Raw genomic sequence first — 18,537 nt, 5'->3', positions numbered from 1 at the left:
GGGTGATGCGGCCATGCGCAATCGCGGAAGATTCACGGCACCGCACCGGCGGCGCGCCCGTCCGGCGCCTGCGCGGGCATCATCGGCCGCGCCGCCGCGCCCCAGGGGAAGCGGCCGACCTTCACGGTCTTGATCGGCTTGAACGTCGCGGCGTCGATCACCGTCACGTCGCCGGAGACGCCGTTGGTGGCGAAGAGCCGCGTGCCGGCCGCGTTCAGGGCGAGCTGCCAGACCCGGCGGCCGACCAGGATGTAGCTCTCGACCGCATAGGTCGCGGTGTCCACCACCGCGACCCGGTCGGACGGCCCCAGAGCCACGAAGGCGTGGCGCCCGTCCTTCGAAAGCTGGATGCCCACCGGCTGGATCCGGTCGGCCGCGATCCCCTTCACGGCGAATTCGATCGTCCGCATCACCTGGCGGGTGGCGACGTCGATCACCGACACGGTGCCGCCGATCTCCGAGGATGCCCAGAGCCGGGCCCCGTCCGCCGTGAAGGCGGCGAAGCGCGGCCGCTGGCCGACCGGCGTGGCGTCCACCGCCGCCAGGCTCTTGGTATCGATCCAGTGGACCATGTTGGTGGTCTCGGAGGTCGTGACGGCGGTGCGGCCGTCCGGGCTCACCGCCACGCCTTCCGGCTCGATGCCGACATCGATCTGCGCCAGCACCTTGCGGCTCTGCGCGTCGACCACCGTGGTGGTGGCGTTCTCCTCGTTGGCGATGAACAGGGTGCGCCCGTCCGGCGCCAGGGCGAACTGCTCCGGATCCTCGCCGGAGGGCAGGTTGTGCCGCACCTCGCCGGTATCCGGATCGATCACCTGCACGGCATCGGAATCGCTGGCGCAGACGTAGAGGGCCCGCCCATCCTGCGAGAAGGTCAGCCCGCGGGGCCGACGGCCGACCGGGAAGGTGCGCAGCACCTCCAGGCTGTCGCCGTCGATCACCGAGACGGTGTTGTCGCGCTCGTTCGAGACGAAGATCTCCTCGGCCCGCGCGGGGCCTGCGAGGCAGAGGAGCAGCGCGAGGGCGGCGAGCCGGCTCATCCTGGTGTCCCCGAGAAGGCGCGGCAGGCACTCTCGGGCTCGTCGAGGCCGAGGGTGTCGAGTTCCGTGCGGTGGTGGAGGAAGCCCTCGATCGGCGCCGTCGCGGTCACGGCCCCGGGCCAGAGCAGGAAGACCGGCTGGCGCAGCTGCCCGTCCCAGGCACGGAAGCTCAGGGGGCGCCCCTTGAAGCCGCCGATCTCGAAGCCGGGCGCCGTCAGGGCGGCGCGGACCGTCGCGGGATCGGCGCTGCGCGCCTTCACGGCCGCCTCGCCGACCGCATGCACCGCCATCCAGCCGGCCCAGTCGACGGGCCGCATGGCGCGGCCGGCGAGCTTCCGGAACCGGCCCTGGAGCTGCACGGAGGCCCAGGCTTCGACGGGGCGCCCCCAGGCGGCCGGCGCAAGGCCCTGGGTGCCGACCAGGGGGCGGGGGGAGGCGGTGTTGTAGTTCAGGCTCGCGCCGAACGCGCCCGCCTCGTCGGCCACCGCGACCACGTCGTGCTCGGGCCCGCGGGTCGGCAGGGCGAACTCGCGCAAAGCCGTGTCGCGGACGTCGCCGCCCTGCGGGTCGTAGCGCGACTCGGCGACGATCCGCGCGCCGAACTTCCGGGCGCTGCGCCGCAGCGCCTCGGCGTAGAGCGCATCACCCGGCGCCGGCCCGGTCACCAGCAGGATCCGGGACCAGCGCTTGAAGGCGAGGAACTGCACCAGCGCGTCGGCCAGCATGGCGCGGGACGGCAGGACGTGGAGCAGGTTCCGCCGGCAATCGGCGTCGCGCAGGCGCGTGTCCGGGGCGCCGATGTTGAGGAGCACGCTGCCCTTCGCCTCCGGCAGGTCGGCGAGGGCGAGGACGTCGGCGGCCGGCGCGTTGAGCACCACGAAGCGGCGGTCGGCGAGATCCCGGAAGGCCTGGCGGATGTCGTCGCCCGGCTCGACCACCTTCGCGTCGAGGCCGAAGCTCAGGCCGAGGAAGCGGCCCGTGGCGTTCGAATCCTTCAGGCCGAGTTCCGCGCCCTTCGCCCCCTCATCGGCGGGGATCGGATCCTCGTTGTTCAGCGGCACCGGCCGCTCGACCCGCCGCTCCAGGTACTGGATCGTCAGGGGCGGACCCGCCGGCGCGGGCGCGGCCCGCCCGGGCGAGACCGGCGCGAGAGCCGCCAGGACGACGGCCAGCCGCAGGGCGGCCTGCGGCCCTCCGCGTTTCCTGGCCCGTCGCGCACCGGAGGACACCATCCCCGCCCGTTTCCTCCAGCCCCGCGTCCCTTGTCGTTGAGCCGGAGTCTAGAAGCGGAGTTGTGCCCGCCGATATTGGACCAAGGTGCACCCATCAATCATGATGCAGTGCAACACAAGTCGTGGATGGCGATCAGCCTATAGATCCGTACCAAAGCATAATGGGTCCGCTGCCCGAACCTTGCTAACCCTCGTCCAACAACGAGGGGAGGCGGCGGATGCGCACCATGAAGACGGCGGCGGGCGGCATGCTCGCGGCGCTGGGGCTGGCCCTCGCCGCCGGCAGCGCCCTCGGACACGGCGACGTCCAGCCCCAGCCGGTCAACACCGACGGCCTGAAGCCGCTCGGCACCGAGTGGGTCGCCGAGAACCCCTACAAGGGCGACAAGCACGCCATCGCGATCGGCGCCTCGGGCTTCAACCAGAACTGCGCCCGCTGCCACGGCCTGGAGATGATCTCCGGCGGCCTCGCCCCGGACCTGCGCTACCTGCCGCAGGGCAAGGAGGGCGACGAATACTTCGTCGAGCGCATGAAGCACGGCGCCGTCATCAACGGCGTGACCAAGATGCCGGCCTTCGACGGGGTGATCTCGCAGGAAGGCCTCTGGGCGATCCGCAGCTACATCGAGTCGAAGCATGAGGAGTAGCGCGCGGCTCCTCCTCGCCTGCGGATTGCTTCTGGCCCTCCGGTTCCAGCCGGAGGCGGCCGCGCGCCCGCTCGATCAGGTCGTGGCGGACGGTACCCTGCGGGTGGCGGTCTACGGCGACAACGCGCCGTTCTCCGACGCGGGGACGGGCAAGGCCCGGGGTATCGATGCCGATCTCGCGCAAGCCATCGCCGACAGGCTGAAGGTGAAGCTCGACCTGCGCGTGGTCGATGCCGGCGAGAACGTAGATGGCGACCTGCGCCTGAACCTGTGGCGGGGCGATCTCGCCGGCACGCCCCTCGCCGACCTGATGCTGCACGTGCCGACCGACCGGCAGCTCGCCCTGCGCAACGAGCAGGTGTTCTTCACCGCCCCGTATGTCGAGCAGGAGATCGCCTTCGCGTACCGGAAGGACGCCCTGGAGGGCTTCGACCGGCTCGACGACATCGGCGACAGGACCGTCGCCCTGGAAGGCACCAGCGCCGCCGACCTGATGCTGCTGACCGCGCAGGGCGGCCGCTTCCGCCCGAACCTGAAGCATTACAAGAGCTTCGAGGAGGCCGCGACGGCCTATCTCGCCGGCGAGGCGCCGATCCTGGCGGGCACCCGCGCGGCGATCGAGGCCGCCCTGTTCGCCGCGAAGGCCCCGAAGGACGACAACCCGATCGCCACGATCCCCTCGACCGGGCTGGTGAAGACCCGCTGGGAGATCGGCGGCGCGGTGCGCACCGATTCCCGCGACCTCGCCTACGCGGTCGGGGACGCGATCACGGCGCTGAACGCGGACGGCGGCCTCAAGGCGATCTGCGAGACCTACGGCGTCACCTACACGCCGCCGAAGGGGTACTGAGCGGCGCTGAGCCGCTCTCCGGCGGAGGACGATGAAGGGAAGGAGAAATCACGGTCCGAAGCCGGATCTCCAAGTCTCAACGGCATCCTGAGGTGCTGCGCAGCAGCTTCGAAGGAGATCTGCAGGGATGGCGTGACCAGCTGGAGATCTCCTTCGAGGCCTACACTGTGCTCCGGCGCCTCAGGATGAGGTCGTGGGCCGGATATCGGCGTCTCTCGAACGGCCCGTTCGAGACCGGCGCGTCGAACGGACCCGGCCGTGCATTCCGTCCCCGACCGGCGCGGCGCGCCGGGGCGGCAGCTGTTCTTGGTTCACCGAATACTTTCTTATCGGCCATTGAACCGATGGTCTTATTGGACCAATGGCCAATAAGACTTTCCTGAGAACAGCGATAGCGTCGTTCTCCAAGGGGGCGCCCCGCGACTCGTGCGGATCGCGCCGAAACCCGAAAGCTCCGGCCGCAGGGACCGGAGACGATCACGGAGGAGACGTCATGAGAATGCGGACCCGGTTCCTCGCCGCGGTGGGCGTCGCCGCCCTCGTGGCGGGCGGTGCCTTGCCGGCCATGGCCCAGGGGGTGAGCGAGCAGGACATCATCAACGACGCCAAGACGCCCGGCGACGTCGTCACCTACGGCCTCGGGCCGCAGGCCCAGCGGTTCAGCCCGCTGAAGACCCTCAACCGCGACAACATCAAGAGCCTCGTGCCGGCGTGGTCGTTCTCGTTCGGCGGCGAGAAGCAGCGCGGCCAGGAGAGCCAGGCGCTGGTCAAGGACGGCATCATCTACGTCACGGGCTCGTATTCGCGCATGTACGCGATCGATTCCCGCACCGGCGAGAAGAAGTGGGAATACGATGCCCGCCTGCCGGAGGGCATCCTGCCCTGCTGCGACGTGGTGAACCGCGGCGCCGCCCTCTACAAGGACAACGTCTATTTCGGCACGCTCGACGCCAAGCTCGTCGCCCTGAACACCAAGACCGGCAAGGTCGTCTGGCGCAAGGACATCGACGACTTCAAGGCCGGCTACAGCTACACGGCCGCCCCGATCATCGTGAAGGGCAAGATCATCACCGGCGTGTCGGGCGGCGAGTTCGGCGTGATCGGGCGGATCGAGGCCCGCGACGCCGAGACCGGCGAGGTGGTCTGGAAGCGCCCCGTGATCGAGGGCCACATGGGCGAGCTCAACGGCAAACCCTCGACCATGACCGGCAAGGTCAACGAGAGCTGGCCGGGCGACATGTGGAAGTTCGGCGGCGGCGCCACGTGGCTCGGCGGCACCTACGACCCCGAGACCAACCTGATCTACTTCGGCACCGGCAACCCGGGCCCGTGGAACTCCTGGCTGCGGCCGGGCGACAACAAGTGGACCTCCTCGCGCCTCGCCCTCAACCCCGACAACGGCGAGATCGTCTGGGGCTTCCAGACCACCCCGCACGACGGCTGGGACTTCGACGGCGTCAACGAGTTCGTGCCGTTTGACCTGAACAAGGGCGGCAAGACCATCAAGGCCGGCGCCACCGCCGACCGCAACGGCTTCTTCTACGTCCTCGACCGCACCAACGGGAAGTTCATCTCGGCGACGCCGTTCGTCGAGAAGATCAACTGGGCCAAGGGCATCGATGAGAACGGCCGCCCGATCTACAACGAGGAGAACCGGCCCGGCGACCCGAGCAAGGCCCAGGGCGACGACAAGAAGGGCAAGTCGGTCTTCGCGGTGCCGAGCTTCCTCGGCGGCAAGAACTGGATGCCGATCGGCTACAGCCCCGACACCAAGCTGTTCTACGTGCCGTCCAACGAGTGGGGCATGGATATCTGGAACGAGCCGGTGAACTACAAGAAGGGCGCCGCCTATCTCGGCGCCGGCTTCACCATCAAGCCGGTCTTCGACGACCATATCGGCTCGCTCAAGGCGATCGACCCGGCCTCCGGCAAGGTCGTCTGGGAGTACAAGAACAAGGCCCCGCTCTGGGCCGGCGTGCTCACCACCGCGGGCAACCTCGTCTTCACCGGTACCCCGGAGGGCTTCCTGAAGGCCTTCGACGCCAAGACCGGCGAGGAGGTGTGGAAGTTCCAGGTCGGCACCGGCGTGGTCTCCTCGCCGATCACCTGGGAGCAGGACGGCGAGCAGTGGGTCGGCGTCGCGGCCGGCTGGGGCGGCGCGGTGCCGCTCTGGGGCGGCGAGGTCGCCAAGTCCACGGCCGGCATCAACCAGGGCGGCAGCTTCTGGGCGTTCAAGCTGCCGAAGACGGTGGCGGCGCGCTGACGGCGCGCAACCGAAAGCGTGTCGGCCTTCCCGGGCCGGCACGCCTGGGCCTCGGGGCGCGGCGTTCGTCTCAACACCCGCTTGCGCCCCGGGGCCGCATCGATCACCCTTCGGACCTCCCGCCCGCGGGTTCGGCGGATCCTGTGAGGATCTCGAGCGAAGGACCGAGGTCTGCGTGAATCTCCTCATCGTCGACGACCACCCGCTGTTCCGTGACGCCCTGGCGGCCACGATCCGCCTCGCGCATCCGGACGCGGTCCTTCACGAGGCGGACGGGATCGAGGCGGCCTGCGCGGTGCTCGCCGCGAATCGCAGCATCGACCTGACGCTCCTCGACCTCTCCATGCGGGGCGTGACCGGCTTCGACGGGTTGATCACCATCCGGGCGAGCTTTCCGCGGATCCCGATCCTGATCGTCTCCGGCCACGAGGATCCGCGCATCGTGCGCGAGGCGCTGCAGCACGGCGCGGCGGGCTTCGTCCCGAAGGCCATGGACAAGGCGACGCTCACCCGGGCGATCACCGAGGTGATGCGCGGGGCGCTGTTCCTGCCGCCGGGTCTCGCCGAGGCCACAACGCCCGCACCACGGAGCAAGAAGGCGCCGCTCCCCGAGCGCCTCGCCCGGCTGACACCGCAGCAATTGCGGGTGCTGATGATGATCCGGCAGGGCAAGCTCAACAAGCAGATCGCTCACGAACTGCAGGTCGGTGACTCGACCGTGAAGGCGCACGTCTCGGAAATCCTGCGCAAGCTCGAGGTCATCAGCCGGACGCAGATCGTGATCGATACGGCGTCGCTGGACTTCGACCAGATCCACAACACGCATCCGGCCTGACGGCGCGGCTGCGAGACCGCGACGCCCTTGATCGGCGCCCCCCGCTCCACCTCATCCTGAGGTGCCGGAGCGCAACGGAGGCCTCGAAGGCGGGCTCCAGCCAGCCGCGCGATCCCCGAAGCCCGCCTTCGAGCCCCGCTGACGCGGGCACCTCAGGATGAAGGGGCGGGATGGACTGGCCCGCTCACCGTTCCGCACACGTGCGTGCCGGACCCTGAGCTGCATTCCGCTGACGCTGCACACTCTCGCGACGAGGGACGTGCCCATTCGTTGCCCGCAACCCTGACCGACCACGATGTCACCCTGTCCAAATCGATATGATGCTATCTATGAGTATGTGAACTGATTGATCCGGCGTCTTCGCCGGGTCCTCGCGGCGGGGGATCAGACCGTGACCGACATCGACGATCCCAGGACGCGCGAGCGGCTGCAGCAGGCCATCACGCACGCGTTGCTGACGACGGGACGCCACTGGCGGCGCGCCGCCAACAATGTCGCGGAGGCGCATGGCCTGTCCGACGCCACCGCGCACCCGCTGATCATCATCGGTCGGATGGAAGAGGAACCGCGCCAGAACGTCCTGGCGGAGGCCGTCGGCATCGAAGGCCCCTCGCTGGTCCGCCTCCTCGACCAGCTCGCCGTCGCCGGGCTGGTGGTCCGCCGCGAGGATCCCTCCGACCGCCGCGCCAAGGTGCTGGGTCTGACCCCGCGCGGACGGCAGGTCTTCGAGGAGATCGAGGCGGCGCTCTCGACCCTGCGCGCGCGGGTCTTCGCTGAGGTCGACGACGCCGATCTCGAAGCGAGCCTGCGGGTCTTCGCGGCGCTCCAGCGCTACGGGCGGGAGGCCGCCGCGGCCGCCCCCGAGCTGGAGCCGGCGTCGTGACCCTTCCCGGATGGCGCGACTGGGCGTTCGCGCTGAAGACCTACGCGGCGGCGATGCTCGCCCTGTTCCTCGCGCTCTGGATCGACCTGCCGCGGCCCTACTGGGCGGTGGGCACCGTCTACATCACCAGCCAGGTCCTCTCGGGCGCGACGCGCGCGAAGGCCGTCTACCGCGTCGGCGGCACGGTGCTCGGCGCGGCGGTGAGCGTCGTGCTGGTGCCGAACCTCGTCAACGAGCCGATCCTGCTGAGCCTCGCGGTGGCCCTCTGGGTCGCGCTCTGCCTCTACGTCTCGCTCCTCGATCGTACCCCGGCGAGCTACCTGCCGATGCTCGCCGGCTACACGGCGGCGCTGATCGGCTTCCCCGCCGTCGAGGATCCCGGGGCGATCTTCGACACCGCCGTGGCGCGGGCCGAGGAGATCTCCCTGGGGATCCTCTGCGCCAGCCTCGCCGCCACGCTGATCCTGCCGCAATCGGCGGCCCCCCTGATCGTCGGGCGTCTGAATCTCTGGCTGGCGGAAGCCCGTGCGTGGATCCAGGGCGCCCTCGCGGCGGCCCGGGCGCCGGAGGCTTCCGGGACGAGCCAGGGCCGGCGCCTGCGCCTCGCCTCGGACGCCCTCGGCCTCGATGCCCTCGGCCTCGCCCTGCGCAACGAGGCGACGGGTGCAGAGCGCGCCGCGGAGGCCTTCGCGCCGCTCCGGCAGCACATGCTGATGGTTCTGCCGATCGTCGCCGCCGTGGCGGACCGCGTCGAGACCTTGGAGCGGGCGGGTGCGCTGCCGGCGCGGGTCCGGTCGTTCCTGTCGGACCTCGCCGTCTGGCTCGCCGACGAGGCGGATGATCCGGAGTGCGCCGCGCATCTGCGCGGCCGGATCGACGGGTTCGAGCCGACCCTCGGCCGGAATCCGGACTGGACCACGCTGCTGCTCGCGAGCCTCGCGGCACGCCTGCGCGACGTCATCGACCTGCGGCAGGACCTGCGGGCACTCCGTGGCCACCTTGCCGCCGGGACGCCGCCGCGGGCGCCGCTCGCCTTCGCCTACACGGCCCGGGTCCGGTCCATCCGCCACCGCGACCATGGGCTGGCGGCGTTCTCGGCCTTCGGGGTGTTCGTGGGCCTGCTGGTCTGCTGTGCGATCTGGATCGCCACCGGCTGGCCCGACGGATCCGCGGCGCCGATGATGGGTGCGGTCGCCTGCTGCCTGTTCGCCGCGCAGGACGATCCCGCGCCGCAGATCCTGAGCTTCACCAACTCGGCGATCGTCGGCGCCCTCGGCGCGGGCCTCTACCTGTTCGCCGTGCTGCCCCTCGCCACCTCCTTCGAGATGCTGGCCCTGGCGCTCGCGCCCGCCCTGATCCTGTGCGGCCTGATGATGACGCAGCCGCGCACCGCCCCGATGGGCATGGGCGCGGCGCTGAACGGCGCGACGCTTCTGGCGCTCCAGAACGGCTACAGCGGCGACTTCGCGCCCTTCGCCAACGGGGTGATCGCCTCGGTGGTGGGCATGTGGGTCGGCGCGGTGGTCACCCGGCTGATCCGCTCGGTGGGCGCCGGCTGGAGCGCCCGGCGGCTCGTGCGGATCAACCGGCAGAGCCTCGCAGCCGCCGCGGACGGGCGCGGCAGCGGCCACGGCCTCGAACTCGCCGCCCTGATGCTCGACCGCATCGGGCTGATCGCCCCGCGGCTGGCGACGCTGCCGGCCGAGACGTCGGCTTCCGTGGGCGACCTGCTGGCCGATGTCCGGGTGGGCATCAACCTCGTGGAGGTCCGTCGGGTGCGCCGGCGGCTGACGGGTCCGCCCCGGACCGCCGTCGACCGGGCCCTCGCGCTGGCGGCGCGCCAGCTCCGCGGCCGGACCGGCCGACCGGATTCGGCGCTCCTGGCGGCGCTGGACGACGGGCTTGACGCCGTCGCGGATGCGGCCCCCGGGCCGGAACGCCGGGCCGCCCTGATCGGACTCACCGGCCTGCGCCGCGGGCTCTTCCCCGACGCGCCGGCCTACCGGGCGGCGCCCCCCGCGCGGGACGACCGGGAGATGGCGGCATGATGGGCGAGATCGACCTCTACGGCGTGTTCGTGCCGGGCCTCGCGCTCTGGATGGCCATCGCCTTCGCGCTCAGCCTGCCGCTCCGCCGTCTCCTGTCGGCGACCGGCTTCTACCGCCTCGTCTGGCACCGGCCGCTCTTCGACCTCGCCCTCTACGTCGTCCTGCTCGGCGGCGTCGTGACCCTCGCCCACCGGACCCTGCAATGACCGCCCTGTTCTCCGTCCTCGGCCGCCTCCTGGTCACCCTCGGCATGGTCGCCGCGGCGCTGATCGTCGGCCTCGGCCTGTGGGACTACTACATGGATGCCCCCTGGACCCGGGACGGGCGCGTGCGCGCCGACGTCGTGGCGGTGGCCCCCGACGTGTCCGGCCTCGTCACCGAGGTGCTGGTGGAGGACAATCAGGTCGTGCGGAAGGGCGACGTCCTGTTCCGCATCGATCCGGACCGGTTCCGCATCGGGCTGCGGCAGGCGGAGGCGATGGTGGAGGGCCGCAAGGCCACCGCCGAGCAGACCGCCGCCGACTATGCCCGCTACAGCAAGCTCTCCGACGCGGCCGTCTCGCAGCAGAAGGTCGAGGCCACCAAGGCCGCCGACCTGTCCGCCCAGGCGGCCTACGAGCAGGCCCTGGCCGACCGCGACCTCGCCAAGCTCAACCTGGAACGCTCGGCGGTGCGGGCCTCGGTCAACGGCCGGATCACCAACATGGAGCTGCGTCCGGGCGCCTACGTCACCACGGGCCGCGGGGTCATGGCGCTGATCGACCGCGACACCGTCCGGATCGAGGGCTATTTCGAGGAGACCAAGCTGCCGCGCATCCGCGTCGGCGCGCCGGTCACCGTCCAGCTGATGGGTGAGGACGGCGTGCTCACGGGCCGCGTGGCGAGCATCGCGGGGGGCATCGGCGAGACCGGTCGCAGCGACGCCACCAACCTGCTGGCGAACGTCAACCCGACCTTCTCGTGGGTGCGGCTGGCCCAGCGCATCCCCGTGCGGATCACCCTCGACGGCGGCCCGGCGGACCCGCGGCTGGTCAGCGGCCGGACCGCGACGGTGTCGATCGCGCCGTCGGCGGGCGGGGAGGCCCTGCGCTGGCCCTGGACGGCGTGGCGGGAGGCGCTCGCCCGCTAAAGGCGACCGAACATTCCCGGCGCCGCCGGGTTGCCCTGACACGACCCACCATTGTCAGGAGTCCCCATGAAGACGATCCTCGCCCTCGCCACATCCCTCGTGCTCGCCACGTCCGGCGCGGCGCTGGCTCAGGCGCCGCAGACCGGCGGCGCCAACCAGGGCAACGTCAACAAGTCCGGCGCGGTGGGCGGCACCGGGACGGGAGCCGGCTCCATGGAGAGCACCGGCTCCACCGGCACCGGCATGGCGCCCGGCACCAGCGGCGGCCCGCGCGTCAGCACCCCGGGCGCGCCCGCCGGCAGCAGCTCGGGCAACGGCGCCACGGGCAGCGGCGCGGCGCCGAGCGGGAAGTAAGGCGCACCGGTTCTCCCTCCTCCGCAGGGGAGGGAGAACCAATCAGGCCCCGATCCGGGTCGACCTGGGACTCGGCCCTACGCGCCGAGGCCGCCCACGCAGAGGTACTTGGTGTTCAGGTAATCCTCGATGCCCTGATACGAGCCCTCGCGGCCGAGGCCGGATTCCTTCACGCCGCCGAAGGGCGCCACCTCGGTGGTGATGATCCCCTCGTTGATCCCGACCATGCCGTATTCCAGCGCCTCCGCGACCCGGAAGGTGCGGCCGAGGTCGCGGGTGTAGAAATAGCAGGCGAGCCCGTACTCGGTGTCGTTGGCCATGCGGATCGCCTCGGCCTCGTCGCGGAACCGGAACAGCGGCGCCAGCGGTCCGAAGGTCTCCTCCCGGGCCACCGCCATGGCGGGCGTGGCGCCGGTGATCACGGTGGGCTCGAAGAACTGGCCGCCGAGCGCGTGCCGGTGGCCGCCCGCGATCACCCGGCCGCCCTTCTCGAGCGCGTCGCGGATATGCGCCTCGGTCTTCTCCACCGCGGCCATGTCGATCAGCGGCCCCTGGGCGACGCCGTCCTCGACGCCGTTGCCGACCTTCAGGCGGTTGGCCGCCTCGGCCATCTTCTCCGCGAAGGCGTCGTAGATGCCGTCCTGCACCAGGAAGCGGTTGGTGCAGATGCAGGTCTGGCCGGAATTGCGGTACTTGGCGAGCATCGCGCCGGCCACCGCCTTGTCGAGGTCGGCGTCGTCGAACACGATGAAGGGTGCGTTGCCGCCCAGCTCCATCGAGACCTTCTTCACCGTGTGGGCGGCCTGCTCCAGCAGCACCTTGCCGACCTCGGTGGAGCCCGTGAACGTGATCTTCTTGACGAGCGGATTGCCGGTCATCTCGGCGCCGATGGCGCGGGCCGAGCCGGTGAGGATCGAGACCGTGCCGGCGGGGAAGCCGGCGCGCTCGCACAGGACGCCCCAGGCGAGGCCCGAGAGCGGGGTCTGCGAGGCGGGCTTGATCACGATCGGGCAGCCGGCGGCCAGAGCCGGGGCGATCTTGCGGGCGATCATCGAGGACGGGAAGTTCCACGGCGTGATCGCCGCAACGACGCCGACCGGCTCCTTGGTGACGAGGATCTTGCGGTCGCCCCAGGGGGAGGGAATGACGTCGCCGTAGACGCGGCGCGCCTCTTCCGCGAACCACAGCACGTAGGCGGCCGACATGGCGACCTCGCCGCGGGACTCGGTCAGTGACTTGCCCTGCTCGGCGGTGAGGATCTGGGCGAGGTCCTCCTGATGCTCGGTAACGAGCGCCGCGAGCTTGCGCAGCAGCACGGCGCGCTCGTTGGCGGTCTTGGCGCGCCAGGCCGGGTAGGCCGCGTGGGCGGCCTTGATCGCCTGGGCCGTCTCAGCGGCGCCGGCATTCGGCACCCGGGCGATCAGGGCGCCGGTCGCCGGGTTGGTGACGTCGATGCTGCCGGAGCCGGCCTTCGACCATGTGCCGCCGATCAGGCAGGCATCGACCAGCAAGGCGCGGTCCGTCAGGGCGGGGGTCTCGAACTCAGGCATCCAACGGTTCCTTCGGCGGCTGCGATCTGTCGGGCTGGGACAGGCCGGGGCGCGGCTTGAGGGGCACGCTCTGGGCGGTGTTCCGCGCCTGCGCCTCGGCTTTGGTCTCGAAGACATGGGGAGCCAGATCGCGGCTCGCCAACGAGGCGCCGAGTTTCAATCGCAGGAACGCGCTCGTGGTGTACCGCGACGCGGTCTCGTAATAGCGGTTCTCGAGATAGGCGATCGCCGAGAAATAGGCGTCGCTCACCGTCGGGTCGATCTCGAACCCGTCGTAATTGGCGATCAGGTGGACCTTGCGGCCGATCTCCTGGCAGGCGCGCTCGTATTCCCGGCGCACCAGCTCGACGTCGTCGATGGTCCGCACCTGGAAACCCTCCAGGTTCGAGAACAGGATGTTGCGCTCCGGGTCGTAGCTGATCCGCTCCGACAGCGAGAGGCCCAGCAGCCAGGGCTCCAGGGCCATCACGGCCTCGCGGAACAGGCGCGGATCCATCGGTTTCGGGTCCTGCACGATGGGCGCGAAACCCATCTGGCCCAGGATGTCCCGCGCGACGTCGATGCCCGGCGCGACCTCCACGAGCTCCATGCCGGCCCGCGTCCGCCGGAAGACGCAGCGCTCGGTCACGTAGAGCACCGGCTGGCCGCGCTCGGCCGCGTAGGCCCCCGAGAAGGTCACCTGCTCCACCGCGGCGATGAACTTCCGGGAGCGGCCCTCGGTGAGGATCCGGATGCCGCCATCCTCCACCGCGACCTTGAGCCCGTCGGCCGTGAAGGTGCCGGCGAAGACGAGGCTCTTGGCGTTCTGCGAGATGTTGATGAAGCCGCCCGCGCCCGCGAGCCGCTTGCCGAAGCGGCTGACGTTGACGTTGCCCTCCGCGTCGCACTGGGCGAGGCCCAGGCAGGCGAGGTCGAGGCCGCCGCCGTCGTAGAAATCGAACTGCTGGTTCTGGTGCAGCACCGCGGCCGGATTCAGGGCGGCGCCGAAATCGAGCCCGCCCTGCGGCAGGCCGCCGATCACGCCGGGCTCGGCGGTGAGCGTCAGGTATTTCAGCACCCGCTCCTCGGCGGCGACCGCCGCGACGCCCTCCGGCATGCCGATGCCGAGATTGACCACGCCGCCCGGCGGCAACTCGAAGGCGCAGCGCCGGGCGATGACCTTGCGGGCATCGAGCGCCATGGGGGCGATCCGGTCGAGGGGCACCCGCTGGCGGCCCGTGAAGGCGTGGTTGTAGGGCGTGCCGTAGGTCTGGCGGTGGTTCTCGGGCTGGCTGAGCACCACGCAATCGACCAGCACGCCGGGCACCTGCACCTCGCGCGGGTTGAGCGAGCCGGCCTCGGCCAGCCGCTCCACCTGCGCGATGACGAAGCCGCCCGAGTTCTTCGCCGCCATGGCGGCGGCGAGGTTGTCGAGGGTGAGCGCCTCGCGCTCCATGGTGATGTTGCCGGCGGGATCGGCCGTGGTGCCGCGGATCAGCGCGACGTTGATGGGAAACGCCTTGTAGTGGAGCCAGGATTCGCCGCCGAGCTCGACCACGCTGACGAGGTCCTCGTGCGTCACGGCGTTGAGCTTGCCGCCCTCCAGCCGCGGGTCCACGAAGGTGCGCAGGCCGACCTTGGTGATGTGGCCCGGCGTGTGGGCCGCGATCTCCCGGTAGAGGTGCGAGACCACGCCAAGCGGCAGGTTGTAGGCCTCGATCAGGCCCTCGACCGCCATGGCGCCGAGCTTCGGCACCAGGGCCCAGTGGCCGCCGACGACGCGGCGGACGAGGCCCGGGAGCGCCAGCCGGTTGAGGCCGCGCTCCTTGCCGTCGCCGGGGGCGGCGGCGAACATCAGACCGAGCCCGTGCGGGCCGGCGCCGGATTCGAAGCGGCGTGCGAGCGCCAGGATCAGCTCGTCGGGCGTGCCGATGCCGACGAAGCCCGACACCGCCACCATGTCACCGTCCTGCAGGATGGCGACTGCCTCGTCGGCGCTGACGATCTTGTTCTTCAGGCTGCCCATCGGGTGATCCTCGGCGCCCGGGATGCGGCCGGAGCGGCTGCGCTCGCCCTTCTCCGGGAAGCGACGATGTCCATCGGCCCGGATTGAACGCTGGCCTCCGCGGCAGATCGCGAGGCGCCCCCTCTCCCGTGCAGGAGAGGGTCGGGGTCAGGGACGGGCCGCGTCAGGATGGAGCACGCCCTCGAAGCGCCGTCAGGTCGCGCCTTTATCGGACGGACCTGATCCCTCACCCTGTCCCTCTCCCGCACGGGAGAGGGGACCCGCGCTTGATCCCGCCGCCGCGGCGCAGCGCACGATGGGTGTGTCCAGTCGCCGTCCCCACAGCGGGGGGAGGGGAGGGGCGTCCTGCTCATCGAGAACCGTCGGGCCGACATCCTACCCCCGCTGGCCGAGCCAGTCGGCGATGCCCGACCCAAGCAGCTTCTGGGCCTTGCCGCCGACGAACACGCCGACATGGCCGCCGGGCAGCCCCATCTCGGTGTAATCCGCGGTGCCGATCTTGTCCTTCAGCGCCTGCGAGGTGGCGGGCGGGATGATGTGGTCGTCCTGGGCGAAGACGTTCAGCACCGGGCATGTGATGGCCTTCAGATCCACCGTCCGGCCGCCGAGCTCGAAGGCACTCTGGACCAGCTTGTTGTCCTGGTAGAGATCCTTGAGCCACTGCTTCGCCGCCTCGCCGGGATGGTCCGGACGGTCGGCGATCCACTTCTCCATGCGCAGGAAGTTCAAGAACTTCTTCTTGTCGTCGAGGGCGTCGAGCAGGTCGAGGTTGTACTTCGTCAGGGTGCGCATCGGCGTCATCATGGAGAACACCGAGCCCATAAAAGCGCCGGGCAGGGAGCCCTGCGCGTCGATCAGCCGGTCCACGTCCTCGGGCGTCAGCGAGCGCGTCCAGACATTGATGAAGCCGTGGCCGGCGCGGGCATCCCGGGCATCGGCATGGAAGTCGATCGGCGTGATGGTCAGCACCATCGCGTTGACGGTCTCGGGGTAGAGCGCCGCGTAGCAGGTGGTGAAGACCCCGCCCTCGCAGATCCCGAGCAGGCTGATCCTGTCGCGCTTCGCCGCCTCCTGGATGACGGCGACGCACTCGGCGAGGTAGCCGTCCACGTAATCGTCGATGGTGACGTAGCGGTCGGCCCGGCCGGGATTGCCCCAATCGACCACGTAGAGGTCGAGGCCGAGGTTCAGCAGGTTGCGGACCAGCGAGCGGTCCTCCTGCAGGTCGGCCATCGTGTAGCGGCCGATCAGGCCGTAGACGATCAGGACCGGCGGCAGGCCCTTGCTCTCGGCGAGGGGCCGGTAGCGGTAGAGCCGGACCTTGTCCTGGCTCCAGACCAGATCCTTCGGCGTGGTGGCGATCGCGACGTCGGCGTCGCTGACATCGGCGAACAGCTTGGCCCCCTCGCTGATCCGGCGGCCGAGGGTGCCGACTTCGGCCAGCAACGCGGCGGGTGTGAGATTCAGCGGAGCGGCCGGCCCCTTCGGGCTTTCCTGGTCAGCCATGGGCTTCCTTCCCGACCTCTGAACCACCCGCCTGCGCGACCTTGCCGGCCTGCCGGCGCTCGCGGCGGAGCGCCCGCACCTCGCGGCGCAGCTCGGTGAGGCTCTTGTGGACGTCGTCGAGCTCGGCCCGGGTCGGCTGGCCGTAGAACTCGGACAGGAAGGCCGCGACGTCCTGCTGGGCGAGCCGGAGATCGGTGGAGGCCCGCAGCACCGCCCGCTGCGAGGCCAGGAACTTGTCCGAGCGCTGGACCTCCAGCAGGACCGCGTTGGCGGTCTCGATCCAGCGCGTCATCATCTCCCGGGCGGAGGCGAAGCTCTCGCCGCGCTCGGCGCGGGCATTGGCCTCCTGGGCGAAGGTGCCGGCGGCGCGGGTCCAGGCGTCGAGCATCACGGCCTGATGCTCGCTCTGCGCTCGCCGCAGCGTCGTCCAGGCGGTGAACAGGGCCGCGTAGCGTCGCTCGGTCTGCCACAGGTCGGCGAGCTGCGGGCCCTCGGCCATGCGGGTCAGCGCGGCGTCGAACTCGCCCGAGCCGCCGAGCCAGGCCTGGGGATCGAAGATCCGGGCGAGCACCGCCCCGGCGGTCGGGTCCGGCGCCCCGGGGCCGCCCTGGAGCGATGTCGCGAGTGTCTGCGAGAGGGTGTTGGCGGCGGTCCAGGCCTCGGTGAGCTTGGACTGGGCGGCAGCCATGCCGGCGAGATCGGGCGCCGGAAAGGTCGGCCAGCCGAAGCCGGGCGCGGATGGCCCCAGACCCTGCGTGAAGAAGCCCGTGCCCGCCCGGGTCCAGAACTCGCCCATCGCCCGGAACGCGTCGAACTGGTCCATGCTGGCGTTTCTCCTCACAGCCCTAGGGCTGAAACGTCGCCTCCGTCCTTGCGAGCGGAGCGAAGCAATCCAGCAGCGTCTCGCTCGGCGAGGTCGCGCTGCCCTGGGTCGCTTCGCTGCGCTCGCGATGACGGCGTGGCCGGGACTGGCCGAGCGGCAGTCCAGCGCCGCTTCCGCCCTCACGCCGCCGGGCGTGCCTCGCCCAGCGCCTCGGCGTAGATCGCGAACGCGTCGTCGTAGGTGACCTCGCGCGGGTTGTTCACGAGGAGCCGCGTCTGCTTCATCGCGTCGGAGGCCATGCGCTCCAGATCCTGCCGGGCGACGCCGACCTCGGCGAGGGACGCCGGAACCTTGCAGTCGCGGCAGATCGCGTCGAGGCTCTCCACGAAGCGCTTGGCGGCCTCGGACGGCGGCAGATCCGCGGCCGCGGGATCGAGGATCGGCGCCAGCTCGGCGTAGAGCGCCTCCGCGTGCGAGAGGTTGAAGCGCATCACGCCCATCAGCACGAGCGCGTTCGAGAGCCCGTGCGGCACGTGGAAGATCGCCCCGACCGGGTAGGCCAGGGCGTGGACCGCCGCCACCGGCGCGTTGGCGAAGGCCATGCCGGCGAGCATCGAGCCGAGCAGCATGCCGGAGCGCGCCTCGAGATTCGCCCCGTCCGTGCAGGCGGTGCGGATGTTGGCCGAGAGCAGCGCCAGCGCCTGCTTGGCGAGCTGGTCGGAGATCGGGTTCTTCTTGTTCTTGCTGGTGAAGGCCTCGATGGCGTGGACCATGGCGTCGATGCCGGTGGCGGCCGTCACGTGGGACGGAAGGCCCAGCGTCAGCTCCGGGTCGAGCACCGCCCAGTCGGGCAGGAGCTTCGGCGCGACGACGCCCTTCTTCTCGGTGGTCGGCGTCGTGACGATCGAGATCGGCGTCACCTCCGAGCCGGTGCCGGCGGTGGTGGGAACGAGGATCAGCGGAAGCCGGTCGCCCGTGGCGAGGCCGACGCCGTAGATCGCGTCGAGCGGCTCGTCGGACTTGGCGAGGTAGGCAACCAGCTTGGCGGTATCGAGCGCCGAGCCGCCGCCGATCGACAGGACGAGGTCGGCCCCGAGCTCCCGGGCGCGCTTGGCCGCCGCCTCGATCACCGTGGAGGGCGGATCGGCCACTACGTCCTCGTAGACGTCGAGGGTGACGCCGGCCGCCGCCAACGCCGCCTCGGCGGCCTGGGTCAGCCCGGCGCCGCGCACGCCCTTGTCGGTGACCAGCAGGACGCGCTTCGCCCCGAAGCGGCCGACGATCTCGGGCAGCTTCCTGGAGGCGCCGGCCTCGAACAGCACGTTCGGCGTGGTCTGGAAGGTGAACGGGTTCATCACGCTGCCCTGTCTTG

The 18,537-nt window shown here is 70.8% G+C and carries 16 protein-coding genes; 9 read left to right on the top strand and 7 right to left on the bottom strand.

Annotated features, from left to right (window positions below):
• Positions 1–32: 32 nt before the first annotated feature.
• Both ABIC70_RS25765 and ABIC70_RS25760 read right to left on the bottom strand, forming a co-directional pair.
• Entirely contained in the window at positions 33–1,040 is a 1,008-nt protein-coding gene (locus ABIC70_RS25765; RefSeq protein WP_354441838.1) for a YVTN family beta-propeller repeat protein, read from the bottom strand.
• A complete protein-coding gene (locus ABIC70_RS25760) occupies positions 1,037–2,272 on the bottom strand; it encodes a lanthanide ABC transporter ABC transporter substrate-binding protein PedA1 (RefSeq protein WP_354441836.1) in 1,236 nt (411 codons plus the stop codon). The genes ABIC70_RS25765 and ABIC70_RS25760 overlap by 4 nt, the downstream gene beginning before the upstream one ends.
• A gap of 218 nt (positions 2,273–2,490) precedes the next feature.
• Here ABIC70_RS25760 and pedF point away from each other — a divergent pair, with 218 nt between their 5' ends.
• The 9 genes from pedF to ABIC70_RS25715 all read left to right on the top strand — a co-directional run bounded on the left by pedF (position 2,491) and on the right by ABIC70_RS25715 (position 11,281).
• Positions 2,491–2,919: a cytochrome c-550 PedF gene (gene pedF, locus ABIC70_RS25755; RefSeq protein ID WP_236961383.1), complete on the top strand. Its 429-nt coding sequence runs from the start codon at positions 2,491–2,493 to the stop codon at positions 2,917–2,919.
• Entirely contained in the window at positions 2,909–3,769 is an 861-nt protein-coding gene (locus tag ABIC70_RS25750; RefSeq protein ID WP_043757677.1) for a substrate-binding periplasmic protein, read from the top strand. The genes pedF and ABIC70_RS25750 overlap by 11 nt, the downstream gene beginning before the upstream one ends.
• Before the next feature lie 493 nt (positions 3,770–4,262).
• Positions 4,263–6,032, top strand: coding sequence for a PQQ-dependent methanol/ethanol family dehydrogenase (locus tag ABIC70_RS25745; protein WP_043387970.1), 1,770 nt, complete (start codon positions 4,263–4,265; stop codon positions 6,030–6,032).
• Between the two features lie 175 nt (positions 6,033–6,207).
• The gene (locus ABIC70_RS25740; protein ID WP_043353911.1) at positions 6,208–6,867 is read left to right on the top strand and encodes a response regulator; all 660 of its coding nucleotides are present in this window, start codon (positions 6,208–6,210) and stop codon (positions 6,865–6,867) included.
• 391 nt (positions 6,868–7,258) lie between these two features.
• Positions 7,259–7,750 carry a MarR family winged helix-turn-helix transcriptional regulator gene (locus ABIC70_RS25735; RefSeq protein WP_081948821.1) on the top strand — a complete coding sequence of 164 codons (492 nt, stop codon included), beginning with the start codon at positions 7,259–7,261 and terminating at the stop codon, positions 7,748–7,750.
• Complete coding sequence (locus tag ABIC70_RS25730; RefSeq protein ID WP_354441832.1) at positions 7,747–9,798, top strand: FUSC family protein; 2,052 nt, start codon at positions 7,747–7,749, stop codon at positions 9,796–9,798. The genes ABIC70_RS25735 and ABIC70_RS25730 overlap by 4 nt, the downstream gene beginning before the upstream one ends.
• On the top strand, positions 9,795–10,004 hold the full coding sequence (locus ABIC70_RS25725) for a DUF1656 domain-containing protein (protein ID WP_043355775.1): 210 nt from the start codon (positions 9,795–9,797) through the stop codon (positions 10,002–10,004). The genes ABIC70_RS25730 and ABIC70_RS25725 overlap by 4 nt, the downstream gene beginning before the upstream one ends.
• Positions 10,001–10,927, top strand: coding sequence for an efflux RND transporter periplasmic adaptor subunit (locus ABIC70_RS25720; protein WP_043355777.1), 927 nt, complete (start codon positions 10,001–10,003; stop codon positions 10,925–10,927). The genes ABIC70_RS25725 and ABIC70_RS25720 overlap by 4 nt, the downstream gene beginning before the upstream one ends.
• 66 nt (positions 10,928–10,993) lie before the next feature.
• A complete protein-coding gene (locus ABIC70_RS25715) occupies positions 10,994–11,281 on the top strand; it encodes a hypothetical protein (RefSeq protein WP_043387974.1) in 288 nt (95 codons plus the stop codon).
• A 77-nt stretch (positions 11,282–11,358) separates the two neighbouring features.
• Here ABIC70_RS25715 and ABIC70_RS25710 read toward each other — a convergent pair whose 3' ends face one another.
• From ABIC70_RS25710 to ABIC70_RS25690, 5 genes are all read right to left on the bottom strand, one after another.
• Entirely contained in the window at positions 11,359–12,831 is a 1,473-nt protein-coding gene (locus ABIC70_RS25710; protein ID WP_354441829.1) for an NAD-dependent succinate-semialdehyde dehydrogenase, read from the bottom strand.
• Complete coding sequence (locus tag ABIC70_RS25705; RefSeq protein WP_043387975.1) at positions 12,824–14,836, bottom strand: acyl CoA:acetate/3-ketoacid CoA transferase; 2,013 nt, start codon at positions 14,834–14,836, stop codon at positions 12,824–12,826. Before ABIC70_RS25705 ends, ABIC70_RS25710 begins: the two co-directional genes overlap by 8 nt.
• A gap of 375 nt (positions 14,837–15,211) precedes the next feature.
• Entirely contained in the window at positions 15,212–16,342 is a 1,131-nt protein-coding gene (gene phaC, locus ABIC70_RS25700) for a class III poly(R)-hydroxyalkanoic acid synthase subunit PhaC (RefSeq protein WP_051045109.1), read from the bottom strand.
• Positions 16,335–17,165: a poly(R)-hydroxyalkanoic acid synthase subunit PhaE gene (locus ABIC70_RS25695; protein ID WP_279901232.1), complete on the bottom strand. Its 831-nt coding sequence runs from the start codon at positions 17,163–17,165 to the stop codon at positions 16,335–16,337. Before ABIC70_RS25695 ends, phaC begins: the two co-directional genes overlap by 8 nt.
• 179 nt (positions 17,166–17,344) lie before the next feature.
• Complete coding sequence (locus tag ABIC70_RS25690; protein ID WP_354441826.1) at positions 17,345–18,520, bottom strand: iron-containing alcohol dehydrogenase; 1,176 nt, start codon at positions 18,518–18,520, stop codon at positions 17,345–17,347.
• Between the last annotated feature and the right edge of the window lie 17 nt (positions 18,521–18,537).

This window comes from Methylobacterium sp. 1973 (assembly GCF_040545035.1).
GTDB lineage: Bacteria > Pseudomonadota > Alphaproteobacteria > Rhizobiales > Beijerinckiaceae > Methylobacterium > Methylobacterium fujisawaense.
This window is presented reverse-complemented; position numbering and strand designations above follow the sequence as displayed.

What these genes read in the sequence shown, in the direction of transcription:
- pedF (WP_236961383.1), top strand. Translation starts at nt 2,491, where the DNA reads ATGCGCACCATGAAGACGGCGGCGGGCGGCATGCTCGCGGCGCTGGGG.
- ABIC70_RS25705 (WP_043387975.1), bottom strand. Translation starts at nt 14,836, where the DNA reads ATGGGCAGCCTGAAGAACAAGATCGTCAGCGCCGACGAGGCAGTCGCC.
- ABIC70_RS25760 (WP_354441836.1), bottom strand. Translation starts at nt 2,272, where the DNA reads ATGGTGTCCTCCGGTGCGCGACGGGCCAGGAAACGCGGAGGGCCGCAG.
- ABIC70_RS25690 (WP_354441826.1), bottom strand. Translation starts at nt 18,520, where the DNA reads ATGAACCCGTTCACCTTCCAGACCACGCCGAACGTGCTGTTCGAGGCC.
- phaC (WP_051045109.1), bottom strand. Translation starts at nt 16,342, where the DNA reads ATGGCTGACCAGGAAAGCCCGAAGGGGCCGGCCGCTCCGCTGAATCTC.
- ABIC70_RS25765 (WP_354441838.1), bottom strand. Translation starts at nt 1,040, where the DNA reads ATGAGCCGGCTCGCCGCCCTCGCGCTGCTCCTCTGCCTCGCAGGCCCC.
- ABIC70_RS25745 (WP_043387970.1), top strand. Translation starts at nt 4,263, where the DNA reads ATGAGAATGCGGACCCGGTTCCTCGCCGCGGTGGGCGTCGCCGCCCTC.
- ABIC70_RS25715 (WP_043387974.1), top strand. Translation starts at nt 10,994, where the DNA reads ATGAAGACGATCCTCGCCCTCGCCACATCCCTCGTGCTCGCCACGTCC.
- ABIC70_RS25710 (WP_354441829.1), bottom strand. Translation starts at nt 12,831, where the DNA reads ATGCCTGAGTTCGAGACCCCCGCCCTGACGGACCGCGCCTTGCTGGTC.
- ABIC70_RS25750 (WP_043757677.1), top strand. Translation starts at nt 2,909, where the DNA reads ATGAGGAGTAGCGCGCGGCTCCTCCTCGCCTGCGGATTGCTTCTGGCC.
- ABIC70_RS25720 (WP_043355777.1), top strand. Translation starts at nt 10,001, where the DNA reads ATGACCGCCCTGTTCTCCGTCCTCGGCCGCCTCCTGGTCACCCTCGGC.
- ABIC70_RS25725 (WP_043355775.1), top strand. Translation starts at nt 9,795, where the DNA reads ATGATGGGCGAGATCGACCTCTACGGCGTGTTCGTGCCGGGCCTCGCG.
- ABIC70_RS25695 (WP_279901232.1), bottom strand. Translation starts at nt 17,165, where the DNA reads ATGGACCAGTTCGACGCGTTCCGGGCGATGGGCGAGTTCTGGACCCGG.